The organism is Bradyrhizobium icense, assembly GCF_001693385.1.
GTDB lineage: Bacteria > Pseudomonadota > Alphaproteobacteria > Rhizobiales > Xanthobacteraceae > Bradyrhizobium > Bradyrhizobium icense.
Genome location: NZ_CP016428.1, coordinates 7146613 through 7161098, shown reverse-complemented (window position 1 = coordinate 7161098; position 14486 = coordinate 7146613). Strand labels below are relative to the sequence as shown.

Below are 14486 nucleotides of genomic sequence, written 5' to 3'. Positions count from 1 at the left end.
CTTCGGCAAGCGCCTCCCATTCCCGCAAGGCCTGCGCATCGCGCGGGGAGACGTCGGGATACTCGGTATCTTCGCCGACGGTCGGCAAGATCTTCCACGACCGCGCGCATTTGGTGCCCATGGCCTTTTCGACCACGACGGCGACGCCTGGCACGTCGGCGAGGCTGAATGCGCTGGCCGGCGCATCGTCATGGGTCACCATCGCGTTCGAGGTGATGCAGACCTCGGCCAGATCGACGTCGAACAGCGTGTTGAAGATGTTCTTGTCCGACACATAGACCAGCGGCGAGGCTTCCAGCGAGGAGCCGATGTTCTTGGCCGCGCGTTCGACTTCGAGCGCGCCGGTGACGACACGGCGGACGTCGCGAATGGTCTCCCACTTGGCGGCGAGCTTCTCATCGCGGAACTGGTCAAAACCTTCCGGGAACAGCGTCAGGTGCACCGAGGCTTCCGCGTCCGGCTTGTACATCCGCCACGCTTCTTCGGTCGTGAAGCTGAGCACCGGCGCCAGCCAGCGCAGGATCGCATCGCAGATGATGTCGATCGCGGTCAGCGCCGCCTTGCGCGCCACCGAGGACGGCGGATCGCAATAGAGCGTGTCCTTGCGGATGTCGAAGTAGAACGCCGACAATTCGCTGTTCATGAAAGCCGCGAGCGTCGCGACCACCGTCTTGTAGTCGAACTCGGCATAGGCCTGGCGCACGGTCGTCGCGCGCTTTGCCAGTTCGTGCAGCATCAAGCGCTCCAGCTCAGGCATGTCGCCATGGGCGACCGTGTCGGCCGGGTTGAAATGATGCAGCGTGCCGAGCATCCAGCGGATCGAGTTGCGCAGTTTGCGGTAGGTCTCGATCGTGTTCTTGAGGATTTCGGGGCCGATGCGCTGGTCGTCGGCATAGTCGGTGGCGCAGACCCACAGCCGCAGGATATCCGCGCCGGAATCCTTCATCACCTTTTGCGGCTCGACGGTGTTGCCGAGCGATTTCGACATCTTGCGACCGTTCTCGTCCAGCGTGAAGCCGTGGGTGAGCACCACGTCATAGGGCGCGCGGCCGCGGGTGCCGGAGCTCTCCAGCAGCGAGGAATGGAACCAGCCGCGATGCTGGTCGCTGCCTTCGAGATACATAACGGTATCGGCACCGCCATCGACCTTGCGGACGATGTTGCCGAGGCTCGGAAAATTCTGGCGGTCCTCCAGCACGAAGGCGTGCGTCGAGCCGGAGTCGAACCAGACGTCCAGGATGTCGTCGACCTTCTGCCAATCCTCGCCGGCGCGCTCGCCCAGGAAACGTTCACGTGCGCCGTCCATGTACCAGGCGTCGGCGCCTTCTTCCATGAAGGCTTCGACGATGCGCTGGTTGACGATGTCGTCCTGCAGGATTTCGGCCGAGCCGTCGCCCTTCTCGCGCACGAACACGGCGATCGGCACGCCCCAGGCGCGCTGGCGCGAGATCACCCAGTCGGGGCGGCCCGAGATCATGCCGTTGATGCGGTTCTGGCCGGCGGGCGGCACCCATTGCGTTACCGAGATCGCGTGCAGCGCGCGCGCGCGCAGCGTATCGCCAGGCTTGGTCTTGCCGTCCATCGCAATGTCCTTGTCCATCGCGATGAACCATTGCGGCGTGTTGCGGAAGATCACCGGCTTCTTCGAGCGCCAGGAATGCGGATATTGATGCTTGAGCCGGCCGCGGGCCAGGAGCTTGCCGGCCTCGACCAGCGCCTTGATGACGGCCTCGTTGGCGTCGCCTTTTTCGCCCTTGTCGTTGATCACGCGCCTGCCGGTGAAGCCAGGAGCGTGATCGGTGAAAGCACCGTTCTCGTCGACGGTGTAGGGGATGGCGGTGTTGATGCCGCGTTGATCGAGCTCACGCGCATTTGCCGTCCAGACGTCGAAATCTTCGCGGCCGTGGCCCGGTGCGGTATGGACGAAGCCGGTGCCGGTGTCGTCGGTGACGTGGTCGCCGGGCAACAGCGCCACCGTGAACTCGTAGCCACCGCTAAAGCCCTTCAACGGATGGGCGCATTCCACCGCGTCGAGCGTGTCGCCGGGCAGGTCGCGCACCTTTTCATAGGCGGTGACGCGCGCCTGCTTGAATACTTCTGCCGCGAGCGCATCGGCGAGGATCAGATGATCGCCGGTCTTGGCCCAATTGTCGGCGGGCGCATCGGTGACCTTGTAGAGGCCATAGGCGATTTTCGGCGAGAAAGAGATGGCGCGATTGCCGGGCAGCGTCCACGGCGTGGTGGTCCAGATCACCACGGAGGCCTCGGCCAGCGCGCCATGCGCCGGCGAGGTGACCGGAAATTTCACCCACACCATGTCCGAGGTATAGTCCTCGTACTCGACCTCGGCTTCGGCCAGCGCGGTCTTCTCTACCACGCTCCACATCACGGGCTTCGAGCCGCGATAGAGCGTGCCGTTGGCGGCGAACTTCATCAATTCGCGCGCGATCTGGGCTTCCGCCGGATAGCTCATGGTCGCGTAGGGGTGGTCCCAGTCGCCGATGATGCCGAGCCGCTTGAACTCCTCACGCTGTACGTTGAGCCAGTGCGTCGCGTAGGCGCGGCACTCTTTCCGGAACGCCACCATCGCGGTGGAATCGCGGAAGTCCGGCTTCGGCTTGCCCTTGGAGCGGTAGTTCTCCTCTTCGATCTTCCATTCGATCGGCAGGCCGTGGCAATCCCAGCCCGGCACGTAGTTGGAATCGAAGCCGAGCATCTGCTGGCTCTTGGTGACGACGTCCTTGAGGATCTTGTTCAGCGCGTGGCCGATATGGATGTTGCCGTTGGCGTAGGGCGGCCCGTCGTGCAGCACGAATTTGGCGCGGCCCTGCGCGCTCTCGCGCAGCTTTCCGTAGAGGTCGATCTCGTTCCAGTATTTGAGGATCTCCGGCTCGCGCTGCGGCAGGCCGGCGCGCATCGGGAATTCCGTCTGCGGCAGGAACAGGGTTTTCGAATAGTCTGATACGTCGGACTTTTGCGGCTGTTGGGACATGAACGCTCTGGTTGGCTCGAAGACGGCGCTGAAAAGCGGATATCGCGGGGTGAACAGGGAAATCCCGGTCTTGCGCCGAGCCAAAGCTCAGGCGGAAGCCGGGCCGCTAATGCTGATGGTGCGCCGCGCAAACATGGGGCTTTCCATAGCAGGGGGCCGGGAAAATCGCAAAGGTCTGCCTGCCGGGCAGCTTATTGGGTTTGCTTGTTGTGTTGCGGATGTTTCCTGAGGCACTAATTTATTGATAATCGGAGATAAATGAAGCATCCAGCGCTTCGGATAATGCGGTGAATTTGGTCAGAATTCTTGAGATACGGTCGTTCGCCAATCAGATCTTTGGCGATGAGGAGAAAGCCGAGGCTTGGCTCCAGCGACCCAACGGCTCGTTGTCAGGCCAAAAGCCCGGCGACCTCCTGAAGGATGACCTCGGCACGGTTGTTGTTCGCGAACTGCTCGAACAGATCGATCATGGAATCTTTGCCTGAGCTGGCGTCGCGGTCCGAGGAAGGCCGTCAAGCTGTTGATGTCAACCGCGGCCGCGCCGGGTTTCCGGCGACCGTGACGCCAGGGCCGACGTCCCGCGTCACCACGCTGCCGGCGCCGATTACGGCGCCATTACCGATCGTGATGCCGGGGAGGATGATGGCGCCGCCGCCGATCCAGACGTCGCTGCCGATCCGCACCGGGCGACCGAATTCGAGGCCGGTTCGCCGCGTCTCGGCGTCGCGCGGGTGGTCGGCGGCATAGATTTGCGTCGCCGGCCCGATCTGGGTGCGGTCGCCGATCGTCACTTCGACCACGTCGAGGATGACGCAATTGAAGTTGAGAAACACCTCGTCGCCGAGCCGGATATTGTAGCCGTAGTCGCAAAAGAACGGCGGACGGATCACCGCACCAGTCCCGACACGGCCGAAATGGGCCGACAGCAGCGCATGCCGCTCGGACACAGGCGCAGCCATCGCCGCGTTGTAGCGCGCGAGCCAGGCCTTGTTGGCGGCGGCATCCGCCTGCAGTTCCGGATCGCCGGGGCGATAGAGCTCGCCGGCCAGCATCTTTTCTTTTTCGGTCTTGCTCAACCGATCACTCCGAGCTTCGGAAACGCATCAGGCGCGGCGGCCAGCCGCGCGCGGGCGCGCGTGCTGTCGTCGTCCATCTGCCGGATCAACGCGTCGATCGAGTCGAATTTAAGTTCGTCGCGGATGAAGCCGATGAAGGCGACGTCGAGCACCGTGCCATAGAGCTCGCCCTTGAAGTCGAACAGGAATACTTCCAGAAGCGGCGCGCCATTGTCGAAGGTCGGGCGGCGGCCGAAGCTTGCGACGGCGTCGAAGCGATCAGTCCCGCGGCCAACCCGCACCGCATAGATGCCATGCTTGAGGCTGCAATTCTTGTCGAGGCGGATGTTGGCGGTGGGATAGCCAAGATCGCGGCCGCGCTTCTCGCCATGAATCACCGCGCCGCTGACGAACCACGGTCCGCCCAGCATGGCGGTGGCTTCGTCGATCTGGCCCTCCGCCAAGGCCATACGGATCGCGCTGGAGGACACCGGCCGTTCCTCGATATCGACATGGGCCTGGACGTCGACCTCGATGCCGAGCCGCGGCCCCTCGCTGACCAAGAGGCTCGGCGAGCCGGCCCGGCCCTTGCCGAAATGAAAGTCGTAGCCGACCGCAATGCCGCTGACGCCGAGCCGCCCGATCAGGTCATGGTGAATGAAATCTTGCGCCGAGGTTCCGGCGCGGGTCTTGTCGAAGGTCATCACGACCGCGCCGTCTAGCCCCGTTCCGGCCAGCAGCCGCAGCTTGCTGGTCTCGTCGGAGAGGCGGAACTGGGGGCTGTTCGGGCTGAAAAAGCTGCGCGGATGCGGCTCGAAGGTGACGGCAAAGGCCGGCTTGCCGTGGGCGCGGCCCATCCGCAAAGCCGCGTCGATCACGGCCCGGTGGCCCAGGTGGACGCCGTCGAAATTGCCCATGGCGACCACCGCCCCGCGGGGGATGTCGGCGGCAGGGGTGGTGTCTCGGATAACGGTAAAACCAGTTGTCATTTCAAGGATTCTTGGTCTCGGTGAAGGCGGCCGGACGGTGACGCGGCGTCGCCGCCGAAGTCAAGCCGGGCGGGTCGGGCCAAAACGAGTGCAATCCGGTGTCGCCCGGTTAACGGGCTGTTTAACGGCTGCTGCTAGACGTTGGAGGAGGACTGCGGATCGCGCAGGCCTGTCGATATTTTGTCGCGTAGAGCGTTGAGCGGGGGAAAAGATGGCGGTTGATTTGTCCATGCCGGTTCTGGTGGTTGATGACTACAGCACCATGATCCGCATCATCCGAAATCTTTTGAAGCAGCTCGGCTTCGACAACATCGACGACGCCAGCGACGGCTCGGCCGCGCTGAACAAGATGCGCAGCAAGAAGTACGGACTGGTGATCTCGGACTGGAACATGGAGCCGATGACTGGCTACGACCTGCTCAAGGAAGTCCGCGCCGATCCCAACCTCGCCACCACCCCCTTCATCATGATCACGGCGGAATCCAAGACCGAGAACGTGATCGCCGCCAAGAAGGCCGGCGTGAACAATTACATCGTCAAGCCGTTCAACGCGGCAACGCTGAAGACCAAGATCGAGGCGGTCTTCCCGGACATGGCGACGGCGTAAGGCGCCTGGTCTCCAACTCGCTCCAATTCTCGCGATGCCCGGCCCAGTCCCGGGCATGCTGCGCTCTCATGAGTCCACGGCCTGCCAGGTCTTGCGTTGTCGGATGATGTAAGGCCCATTCCTACTTTGCATGGGGTTGTTTTCGCAATTTTGAGTCCGGTGCAGCGATGCACCTACCAGCGCAGCTCCCGCATCAGTGCGCGGGGCGGGTGGCCGAACAGCTCTTTCACCGAGGCCGGGTCGAGCTGCTCGATGCCTTCGAATTCCTCGGAATGAATGCCGCGAGTCACGAACAGGCAGTCGATCCCGAAGCCGAGCGCGCCCGTGAGGTCAGTGCGCACTGAATCCCCGATCGCCAGCACGCGGTCGAGTGAGGTCGGTCGGCCGCGGCGCTCGGCGGCGAGCACCATGGCGCGTTCATAGATCGGCCGGTGCGGCTTGCCGTAGAAAACCACCTCGCCGCCGAGCTCGCGATAGAGTTCGGCAATGGCGCCCGCGCAATAGATCAGCCGGTCGCCACGTTCGACCACGATGTCGGGGTTGGCGCAGACCAGCGGCAGTTTGCGCTCGCGCGCCTGCAGCAGTATCGCGCGATAGTCTTCGGCCGATTCGGTTTCGTCATCGAACAGGCCTGTACAGATGATGTAGTCGGCTTGCTCCAGCGGCCCCAGCACGGCATCGAGCCCGCGGTGGATCGAAGAATCTCGTTCCGGACCGACCCAGAATATCTTCTTGCCGGGGTGATCGGCGACGAAGTGCCGGGTCAGGTCGCCGGAACTGACGATGGCGTCGTAGGTTTCGTCGGCGACGCCGAGCTTGCGCAATTGCCGCTGCACGGAATCGGCCGGCCGCGGCGCGTTGGTGATCAGGATGACGATGCCGCCGCGCTGGCGATAGGTGTGGAGCGCCTCGCAGGCTTCCGGAAAGGCCTCGAGCCCGTTATGCACCACGCCCCAGATATCGGAGAGAATGACCTCGACGCCGTCCACGAGGTCGCGCAGCCGCTCGACGAAGCGCAATGAGGTCATGATGTTGGAAGCCTGTTAGCCTGGTCCCGCGGCGCGGCGCGCCAGAGCGGCATTGCCGGTCGCCCGCATCGGAGGCTCTGCGGTCTGGCTGGCCATGGGAATGGTGTTGCTGGAGCCATTGGGGCTTCCGGATTCCTTGTTCGCTGTCGCCCCGCCGGTAGCAGATGCCCCCTCGGGCCGCAACGGCCGCGGCGGCGCAAACAGGAAACCCTGGCCAAACCGCACGTCATAGTCGAGCAGGTCCACCACCGCGCGCTCGCCCTCGATCTTCTCGGCGATCAGGTCGATGCCGAAACGGCCTAGCAGGTCGGAAAGATCGGAAGGGTGAATGTCCGAGGTCGAGCTCTGCTTGGGATCGAGCAACAACGCCGCCGGGACCTTGATAAAACGGACGCCGCGATCGGCGAGGTCGCGCGGCTCGATCCTGAGGTCGGTGACATGATCGATCGAGAAGCGGTAACCACGCTGCGACAGCGCGGCGAGATTCTCGATCTCGGTCGGACGGAGGTGGCGGAACGCCGCCTGCTTGAATTCGAGCACGAAGGACGGCGCCAGCGCCCGATTGGCCTCGAGGAAGTCGAGGCATTGCGCGAAATTGGCGGCATTGCCGAGCGTCGCCGCCGAGACGTTGCAGAACACGCCGACGTCCTTGTTGCGCACCATCAGGCGGCGCAGCACCTGCACACAGCGCAGCATCACCATGTGATCGATCTTGCCGATCAGCCCGCCGGCTTCGGCAGTGGGAATGAAATCGTCGGCGGCGAGAATCTGGTCCTTGTCGTCGCGCAGCCGTGTCACCGCCTCGTAGAAGCGCACCTTGCGCTGCGGCAGCGTGACCATCGGCTGCAGGTAGATGTCGAGCCGGCTTTCCTCGATGGCGTTCTTCACTGCGGCAAGCAGTTGCGGCTGGTTGCGCGAGGGCGAAGCGGCTTCCCCGGCAATTGCAGCCGCTGCCGGCTTTGCGACAACAGCCGGTGCGGGCCTGGCGACGATCGGCGCGGTTTGCTCCGCGGCGATCGCCGGTTCGCTCGGAGGTTCCGGATCCGGCCGGCTCGCCGGGGCGGGGGCTGCGGCCGCCGCACCCTGCGCCAAGAGATCCTCATGGCCGGCCACCGAGACGGCCAGTTGCTTGACCAGGACGCCAAGTTCGTTGATTTCGCCGACCACCGCCTGGATGCGATCGGAGCTTGCGGAGTTCGACGACACCAGGCGGCCCTCGACGGCGGCGAGCCGGCGGCCGAATTCGGCAACCTGACGGGCGAGGTCGGCGGTGCCGCGGGAAAGGTCGGCGATCTGGCCGCCGACGTCGGAGCGGTCGCGCAGCCGCATCGACACGGCGTTGTAGAGAATCAGGAACGTCAGCGCGGTGAGCGCCACGATCGCGGATTCGGTGCCATTGAAGCCCGCCACCGCATGCAGGACGAGGCCAAGGGAGGCTGCGACCAGCACCATGCAGATGGCGATGAAAATCGTCGAAATGCGAATCATGTCGCGCGCTACGCCCTCAGGTCCGAACTGTCTTCACCCGGGAAAACACGGAAGTTTCAGGCACGTTCCGGTTTGCGCTCCCCCAAGCGCCACACAACCTTAGCATCAATGTTGATTCGCAAGGCTAGTGATTCTTTGGACACGGTCGGAACTGGAAAATGCAGTGCCGGTCGGTTGTGTGTTCCGGACGCGGCGCAGCGTGTAACGCTGCGTCGCAGAGCCGGGACCCGGGCGCGGCCGCCTACGCCGTGGCGCGGATCACCTTGGCGACCTTGTCGATGATCTCGCCGATCTGGTCTTCGGTGACGATCAGGGGCGGGGTCAGCGCCAGCGTATCGCCGGCCACCCGGAGCATCAGATCATGGTCGTGGAAGGCGCTATTGAGCCCGGCAAAGCCGCGCTTGCCCGGCGCGTCGGCCTGCGGCGCGAGATCGATGCCGGCGGTCAGGCCGATGGTGCGGATATCCACGACGCCCGGCTCGTTGCGCAGCGACATCACGGCGTCGGCAAATTTCGGCTCGAACTCACGCGCGCGGTCGAACAGCTTCTCGTCGCGGTAAATGTCGAGCGTAGCAAGAGCCGCGGCGCAGGCCAGCGGGTGCGCGGAATAGGTGTAGCCATGGGTCAGTTCCACGGCATATTCCGGGCCGTTCATGAAGGCGTCGTGGATCGTGTCGCGCACCAGCACGCCACCCATCGGCGCCGCGCCATTGGTGACGCCCTTGGCGAAGGTCAGCATGTCGGGCGTGACGCCATAGCGTTCGGCGGCAAAGGCGAAGCCGAGCCGACCAAAGCCGGTGATGACCTCGTCGAAGATCAGAAGGATGCCGTGCTTCTGGGTGATCTCGCGCAAGCGCTTGAGATAGCCCTTCGGCGCCGGCAGCACGCCGGTCGATCCGGCCATCGGCTCGACGATCACGGCGGCGATGGTGTTGGCGCCGTGCAGGTTGACGAGGCGCTCCAGCTCGTCGGCGAAATGCGCGCCATATTCCGGCTCGCCCTTGCTGAACGCCTGCTTCTCGCGGTCGTAGGTCGCCGGCAGATGGTCGACGCCGGTCAGCAGCGAGCCGAACAGCTTTCGGTTACCGACGATGCCGCCGACGGAGGTGCCGCCGAAGCCGACGCCATGATAGCCGCGCTCGCGGCCGATCAGGCGGATACGGCTGCCCTGGCCGTTGATCTGGTGATAGGCGAGAGCGATCTTGAGCGCGGTGTCGGCCGCCTCCGAGCCGGAGTTGCAGAAGAATACATGGTCGAGGCCGTCGGGTGCCAGCTCGGCGATGCGGCTCGCAAGTTCGAACGCCTGCGGGATACCGAACTGGAATGGCGGCGCATAGTCCAGCGCCTCGGCCTGCTTGGCGATCGCCGACGAAATCTCGGTGCGGCCGTGTCCGGCATTGGTGCACCACATGCCCGAGGCGGCGTCGATGATCTTGCGGCCGTCGACGGTGAAGTAGTGCATGTCCTTGGCACCGGCGAGCAGCCGCGGATTCTTCTTGAACGCCCGGTTCGCGGTGAACGGCATCCAGTGCGCGGCGAGATCGTTCGGAACGTTGACGGGAGTGGGGCGAGGGCTCTTGTCCAGCATGGAAGGCCTCTTCTGAGTTGTGAGCGGCTGGCTGCAAACCTATCAGTTTCGTCGCGACACGGGAACGCCACCACGACGTGATATTTTCGCGCAATCGGACAGTTCAGAGGTCGGTCGCGGCGATCCAGAATACTTCGCCCTCGGAATCCTCGGTGTCGAGCCAGAGCAGCGGCAGTTGCGGATAGGCGGCGTCCAGTTGCGGGCGGCAGCGGCCGATCTCGCATAACAGCCCGCCCTGCGGCGTCAGGTGCGCGGCCGCCTCGTCGAGGATGCGCCTGACAATGTCGAGCCCATCGAAGCCGCCATCGAAGGCGAGTTTCGGCTCGGCGCGGCATTCGCGCGGCAGGCCGGCCATGCCTTCCGCATCGACATAGGGCGGATTGGAAATGATGAGGTCGTAGCGCTTATCCCCCAGCGGCTTGAACAGATCGCCGCGGTACAGTGTGAGCCTGTCCTGAAGCCCATAGTTGCCGACATTACGTGCGGCGACTTCGAGGGCATCCTTGGAGATATCGACCGCGTCTACCGCGGCATTCGGAAAATTCCGGCTGGCCAGGATGGCAAGACAGCCCGAGCCGGTGCAGAGATCGAGCACGCTTTCCACCGTGTCGGGGTCCGAGATCAGCGAGCCCGCCTCGTCGTCGCCGTCGCGGCCGAAATGCTGGTCCAGCAATTCGCCGATGAAGGAACGCGGCACGATGGTGCGCTCGTCGACATAGAATGGCAGGCCGCGCATGTAGATCTTGTTGACGAGATAGGCGGCAGGCTTTCGCGTCGTGACGCGGCGCGCGATCAGATCGAGGATATTCTTGCCTTCGGCCGCGGTGACGCGCGCGGTCGCGAAGGTCTCGAACTGGTCGGGGTGGAGGTGCAGCGCCTCGCAGACCAGGAATGCGGCTTCGGCAACCGGATCGGTGGTGCCGTGCGCAAATACAAGTTTGGCCTCGACGAAGCGGCTGACGGCATAGCGGACGAAATCGAGCAGCGTCAGCAATTCTCCCGCGCCGACCTTGGGAAGTTTTGATGTGGTCTGGCCGCGCTTCGCCGCCGGCTTCGTGCGCCTGGCCATCAGGACTTGGTCCAGCGCGCGGCTGCGGCGTCGTCATGATCGCGCGCTTCGATCCAGCTCGTGCCTTTTTCGCTTTCCTCGCGCTTCCAGAACGGCGCGTTGGTCTTTAGATAATCCATCAGGAATTCCGCCGCTTCAAAGGCTGCCTGCCGGTGCGGCGAGGCGGTTACCACGAGCACGATGTTCTCGCCCGGCGCGATGCGGCCGAACCGGTGAATGACGGTGAGGCCCTGCAACGGCCAGCGCGACAGCGCCTCGTCGGCATGGCGCCCGATCTCGGCTTCGGCCATGCCGGGATAATGCTCGAGCGTTAGCGCGGCGATCGGCTCGCCGTTCTCGCTGCCGCGGCAGATGCCGCTGAAGGTGACGACGGCGCCGATATCGGTCCGGCCACGGGTAAGCGCCGCGATTTCCTGCGCAGCGTCGAAATCCGCTTCCTGGATGCGAATGGTCGCGGTGACGGACATAGTAGGTCAGCCGCCGGTCATCGGCGGGAAGAACGCGATCTCGCGCGCGCCAGCGATTACGGCATCCGGCTTGACATGGGCTTGGTCGATCGCGGCGCGGATCACCTTGGGCTTCTCGAAGGCATGGGCGTAAGTCTCGCCACGGCTGGAAAGCCAGCCGATCAGGTCGCTCACGGTGCGAACGTCGGCCGGCGGCTCGACGGTTTCTTCCGCCACGCCGACCCGCTCACGCACCCAGGCGAAATATTTGACCCTCATCCCTCATCCTCCTTGGTGAGGTGATGGATCCCGGCGCGGAAATAGTCCCAGCCGGTATAGATCGTGAAGAGCGCCGACATCCACAACAAGATGATCCCGATCAGGGTGGTCGCAGGGAATATCTGCTCGCCGGCCTCGCCCGCGATCAGGAAGCCGATCGCGACCAGTTGGATGGTGGTCTTCCATTTCGCCAGCTTGGTCACGGGCACGCTGACCCGCAACGCAGCGAGATATTCCCTCAAGCCCGAGACCAGAATCTCACGGCACAGGATCACGATGGCGGCCCATAGGGTCCAACCATGGATGCTGCTGTCGGCTGCCAGCATCAAGAGGCAGGACGCTACCAGCAGCTTGTCGGCGATCGGGTCGAGCATCCGGCCAAAGGCGGACTGCTGGTCCCAAATTCGTGCATAGTAGCCATCGAGGTAATCGGTCACGGCGGCGGCGATGAAGACCGCCAGCGCTACCCAGCGCAGCCACAGCGGGCCGTCCTGGATGGATTGGGCAAAAACGCAGCCGACCACCACCGGAATGGCGGCAATGCGGGCGTAGGTCAGAATATTCGGCAGGGACAGGGTCTTGGCCTGCCCCTTGGCTGTTGCGATGTTCATCCGTCTTACCAATACCGCTGGAGCGTGAAGGTCAACCGTGCGGAACCAGATCATCTGCCGCAGGCGACGTCCCAATGACATACCTTTCGACGCGAAGTCCCCTTAACCCGCTTGTGCATGGAAAAATTCGAAGATCTTGCGGGCGCTTTCGGCACTAACGCCCGGAACCTTGCCAAGGTCCGCGATCGAGGCCCGCTCGATCTCCTTCAGCGTTCCGAAGTGATGCAGCAAGGCACGTTTGCGTGACGGGCCGATGCCAGGGATCTCCTGTAAGCCGGCTTCCCGGATGTCCTTTTTCCGCAGTTTGCGGTGTGAGCCGATCACGAAACGATGCGCCTCGTCGCGCAGCCGCTGGATGAAATACAGCACGGGATCGCGTGGTTCGAGCTTGATGGCTTCGCGGTCCGGCATGAACAGGGTCTCGCGCCCGGCATCGCGGTCCGGGCCTTTTGCCACGGCCATGAGCGAGACCTGGGTAAGTCCCAGACCTTCGAAAATCTCCCTGACCGCGTTGAGTTGCCCCCGGCCGCCGTCGATGATGACGAGGTCGGGCCATTGCGGAAACGAGTCATCGTCAGCCTTGGCTTTGGCCGCGTCGCCCTCCGGCGGCTTCAACAGACGCTTGAAGCGCCGCTCCAGCACTTCGCGCATCATCGCGTAGTCGTCGCCCGGCGTCAGTCCCTCGGATTTGATGTTGAACTTGCGGTACTGATTTTTGATGAAGCCATCCGGTCCCGCCACGATCATCGCGCCGACCGCGTTGGTGCCCTGGATATGGCTGTTGTCGTAGACCTCGATGCGCTTCGGCACCTGCGGCAGTCCGAGCGTGCCGGCCATCGCTTCCAAGAGCCGGCTCTGCGTCGCGGTATCGGCGAGCTTGCGGCCAAGCGCTTCGCGCGCATTGGTCAGCGCATGCGTGACCAGTTCCTTTTTCTCGCCGCGCTTCGGCACGGAGATTTCGACTTTGTAGCCGACCTTCACGCAAAGGGCGTCGGCCAGCAGCGCGCATTCCTCGATGTCATGCGACAGCAGGATGAGTTTCGGCGGCGGCTTGTCGTCGTAGAACTGTGCGAGGAACGAGGCCAGCACTTCCTCCGGCGTGAACGACTTCTCCGCGCGCGGAAAATAGGCGCGGTTGCCCCAGTTCTGGCCGGTGCGGAAGAAGAACACTTCGACGCAGGAATAGCCGCCTTCCTGATAGATGGCGAACACGTCGGCCTCTTCCACGGTGCGCGGATTGATGCCCTGCTGGGACTGGATTGCGGACAGCGCCGCGAGGCGGTCGCGATAGAGCGCCGCGGTCTCGAATTCGAGTTCGTTCGACGCCTTCTCCATCTCGGCGGCGAGCAACTCCTTCACGGCATGGCTACGGCCGGACAGGAAATCGGTCGCTTCTCGCACCAGTTCGGAATAGCCGGGGAAGTCGATTTCGCGGGTGCAGGGCCCGGAGCAGCGGCGGATCTGATACAGCAGGCAGGGCCGCGTGCGGCTCTCGAAAAAGCCGTCGGTGCAGGAGCGGATCAGGAACGCGCGCTGCAGTGCCGTGATGGTGCGGTTGACGGCGCCGGCGGATGCGAACGGCCCGAAATACCGTCCGGGCCGGGTTTGGGCGCCGCGATGCTTGAGGATCTGCGGCGCCCAATGGTCGCCGGTGATCAGGATATAGGGAAACGACTTGTCGTCGCGCAGTTGCACGTTGAAGCGCGGCCGCAACTGCTTGATCAGGTTGGCTTCCAGCAGCAGCGCTTCGGTCTCGGTCGTGGTGGAGACGATCTCGACGGTCACCGTCGCGGCAATCATGCGCAGGATGCGCGCGGGCAAGGGCGCGTTGACGCGAGCGTAGGACGTAAGCCGCTTGCGGACGTTTTTCGCCTTGCCGACGTAGAGCACGTCGCTCGCAGCATTGAGCATGCGGTAGACGCCGGCAGAGGTCGGCGCCAGGCGCACCGCGTTTTCGATGGCCGCGTGGCCGATCGCCAGCGGGCCTTCGGCAATCGCTTCGGCAGGTTCCTCGGGCGCTTCCGGCAGGCGAGCCTCGTCGTCCTCCTCGGCAGCGGAGGTCGCGGGATCGACATCGGCAGCGATCAGGTCCGGTGACGGCAAATCCGGCTGGGAACCCCGCCGCGCCCTGCGCGGAGGCTTCGGATGGTCGGTAGAATCGTGATCCATGGGCCGAAATTTAAGCGCTGCAGGGCGGCATCGCCAGCGCTCGCAACGCGCTCCCCAAGAGACGCCGGTAACGCTTCCTTAAGACTGATGAGTGGGCGGCTAACCCAGCTTAACAACCCTTTAACTTAAAACTCTCGATAAATCTTAGCGAAAAAGGTGGAGTTC

General features: G+C 63.9%; 13 protein-coding genes and 1 pseudogene. 3 read left to right on the top strand and 11 right to left on the bottom strand.

Features of this window, described 5'->3' with window-relative positions; all coding sequences use genetic code 11:
- Positions 1 to 7: 7 nt before the first annotated feature.
- Positions 8 to 2992, bottom strand: a pseudogene (ileS, locus tag LMTR13_RS33210) (isoleucine--tRNA ligase); the annotation flags it as partial.
- Here ileS and LMTR13_RS41415 point away from each other — a divergent pair.
- Positions 2991 to 3221, top strand: coding sequence for a hypothetical protein (locus LMTR13_RS41415; RefSeq protein WP_156795886.1), 231 nt, complete (start codon positions 2991 to 2993; stop codon positions 3219 to 3221). The pseudogene ileS and the gene LMTR13_RS41415 sit on opposite strands and share 2 nt — an antisense overlap.
- Positions 3222 to 3279: 58 nt before the next feature.
- Positions 3280 to 3477 carry an MbcA/ParS/Xre antitoxin family protein gene (locus LMTR13_RS33205; RefSeq protein ID WP_065731433.1) on the top strand — a complete coding sequence of 66 codons (198 nt, stop codon included), beginning with the start codon at positions 3280 to 3282 and terminating at the stop codon, positions 3475 to 3477.
- Positions 3478 to 3504: 27 nt separating this feature from the next.
- On the opposite strand, the gene LMTR13_RS33200 is transcribed toward LMTR13_RS33205, so the two are convergent.
- Complete coding sequence (locus LMTR13_RS33200; protein ID WP_065731432.1) at positions 3505 to 4068, bottom strand: sugar O-acetyltransferase; 564 nt, start codon at positions 4066 to 4068, stop codon at positions 3505 to 3507.
- Positions 4065 to 5036 carry a bifunctional riboflavin kinase/FAD synthetase gene (locus LMTR13_RS33195; RefSeq protein WP_065731431.1) on the bottom strand — a complete coding sequence of 324 codons (972 nt, stop codon included), beginning with the start codon at positions 5034 to 5036 and terminating at the stop codon, positions 4065 to 4067. Before LMTR13_RS33195 ends, LMTR13_RS33200 begins: the two co-directional genes overlap by 4 nt.
- A gap of 211 nt (positions 5037 to 5247) precedes the next feature.
- Here LMTR13_RS33195 and LMTR13_RS33190 point away from each other — a divergent pair, with 211 nt between their 5' ends.
- Positions 5248 to 5643, top strand: coding sequence for a response regulator (locus LMTR13_RS33190; protein ID WP_028350718.1), 396 nt, complete (start codon positions 5248 to 5250; stop codon positions 5641 to 5643).
- A 173-nt stretch (positions 5644 to 5816) separates the two neighbouring features.
- Here the strand turns inward: LMTR13_RS33190 and LMTR13_RS33185 are convergent, their stop codons facing one another.
- The 8 genes from LMTR13_RS33185 to uvrC all read right to left on the bottom strand — a co-directional run bounded on the left by LMTR13_RS33185 (position 5817) and on the right by uvrC (position 14321).
- Positions 5817 to 6671: a TIGR01459 family HAD-type hydrolase gene (locus LMTR13_RS33185; protein WP_065731430.1), complete on the bottom strand. Its 855-nt coding sequence runs from the start codon at positions 6669 to 6671 to the stop codon at positions 5817 to 5819.
- A gap of 15 nt (positions 6672 to 6686) precedes the next feature.
- Entirely contained in the window at positions 6687 to 8159 is a 1473-nt protein-coding gene (locus LMTR13_RS33180; protein WP_065731429.1) for an EAL domain-containing protein, read from the bottom strand.
- Between the two features lie 241 nt (positions 8160 to 8400).
- Positions 8401 to 9747 (bottom strand): omega-aminotransferase AptA, encoded by a 1347-nt coding sequence (gene aptA / locus LMTR13_RS33175; protein ID WP_065731428.1) that lies wholly within the window; start codon positions 9745 to 9747, stop codon positions 8401 to 8403.
- 103 nt (positions 9748 to 9850) lie between these two features.
- Positions 9851 to 10816: a 50S ribosomal protein L3 N(5)-glutamine methyltransferase gene (gene prmB, locus LMTR13_RS33170; protein WP_065731427.1), complete on the bottom strand. Its 966-nt coding sequence runs from the start codon at positions 10814 to 10816 to the stop codon at positions 9851 to 9853.
- The gene (locus LMTR13_RS33165; RefSeq protein ID WP_065731426.1) at positions 10816 to 11283 is read right to left on the bottom strand and encodes a molybdenum cofactor biosynthesis protein MoaE; all 468 of its coding nucleotides are present in this window, start codon (positions 11281 to 11283) and stop codon (positions 10816 to 10818) included. Before LMTR13_RS33165 ends, prmB begins: the two co-directional genes overlap by 1 nt.
- A 6-nt stretch (positions 11284 to 11289) precedes the next feature.
- On the bottom strand, positions 11290 to 11541 hold the full coding sequence (moaD, locus tag LMTR13_RS33160; RefSeq protein ID WP_065731425.1) for a molybdopterin converting factor subunit 1: 252 nt from the start codon (positions 11539 to 11541) through the stop codon (positions 11290 to 11292).
- The gene (gene pgsA / locus LMTR13_RS33155; protein WP_065731424.1) at positions 11538 to 12152 is read right to left on the bottom strand and encodes a CDP-diacylglycerol--glycerol-3-phosphate 3-phosphatidyltransferase; all 615 of its coding nucleotides are present in this window, start codon (positions 12150 to 12152) and stop codon (positions 11538 to 11540) included. Before pgsA ends, moaD begins: the two co-directional genes overlap by 4 nt.
- Before the next feature lie 102 nt (positions 12153 to 12254).
- On the bottom strand, positions 12255 to 14321 hold the full coding sequence (gene uvrC / locus LMTR13_RS33150) for an excinuclease ABC subunit UvrC (RefSeq protein ID WP_065731423.1): 2067 nt from the start codon (positions 14319 to 14321) through the stop codon (positions 12255 to 12257).
- Between the last annotated feature and the right edge of the window lie 165 nt (positions 14322 to 14486).

Coding starts and splice junctions, on each gene's coding strand:
- LMTR13_RS41415 (WP_156795886.1), top strand. CDS start 2,991: ATGAACGCTCTGGTTGGCTCGAAGACGGCGCTGAAAAGCGGATATCGC.
- LMTR13_RS33195 (WP_065731431.1), bottom strand. CDS start 5,036: ATGACAACTGGTTTTACCGTTATCCGAGACACCACCCCTGCCGCCGAC.
- LMTR13_RS33190 (WP_028350718.1), top strand. CDS start 5,248: ATGGCGGTTGATTTGTCCATGCCGGTTCTGGTGGTTGATGACTACAGC.
- LMTR13_RS33185 (WP_065731430.1), bottom strand. CDS start 6,671: ATGACCTCATTGCGCTTCGTCGAGCGGCTGCGCGACCTCGTGGACGGC.
- LMTR13_RS33180 (WP_065731429.1), bottom strand. CDS start 8,159: ATGATTCGCATTTCGACGATTTTCATCGCCATCTGCATGGTGCTGGTC.
- aptA (WP_065731428.1), bottom strand. CDS start 9,747: ATGCTGGACAAGAGCCCTCGCCCCACTCCCGTCAACGTTCCGAACGAT.
- prmB (WP_065731427.1), bottom strand. CDS start 10,816: ATGGCCAGGCGCACGAAGCCGGCGGCGAAGCGCGGCCAGACCACATCA.
- LMTR13_RS33165 (WP_065731426.1), bottom strand. CDS start 11,283: ATGTCCGTCACCGCGACCATTCGCATCCAGGAAGCGGATTTCGACGCT.
- moaD (WP_065731425.1), bottom strand. CDS start 11,541: ATGAGGGTCAAATATTTCGCCTGGGTGCGTGAGCGGGTCGGCGTGGCG.
- pgsA (WP_065731424.1), bottom strand. CDS start 12,152: ATGAACATCGCAACAGCCAAGGGGCAGGCCAAGACCCTGTCCCTGCCG.
- uvrC (WP_065731423.1), bottom strand. CDS start 14,321: ATGGATCACGATTCTACCGACCATCCGAAGCCTCCGCGCAGGGCGCGG.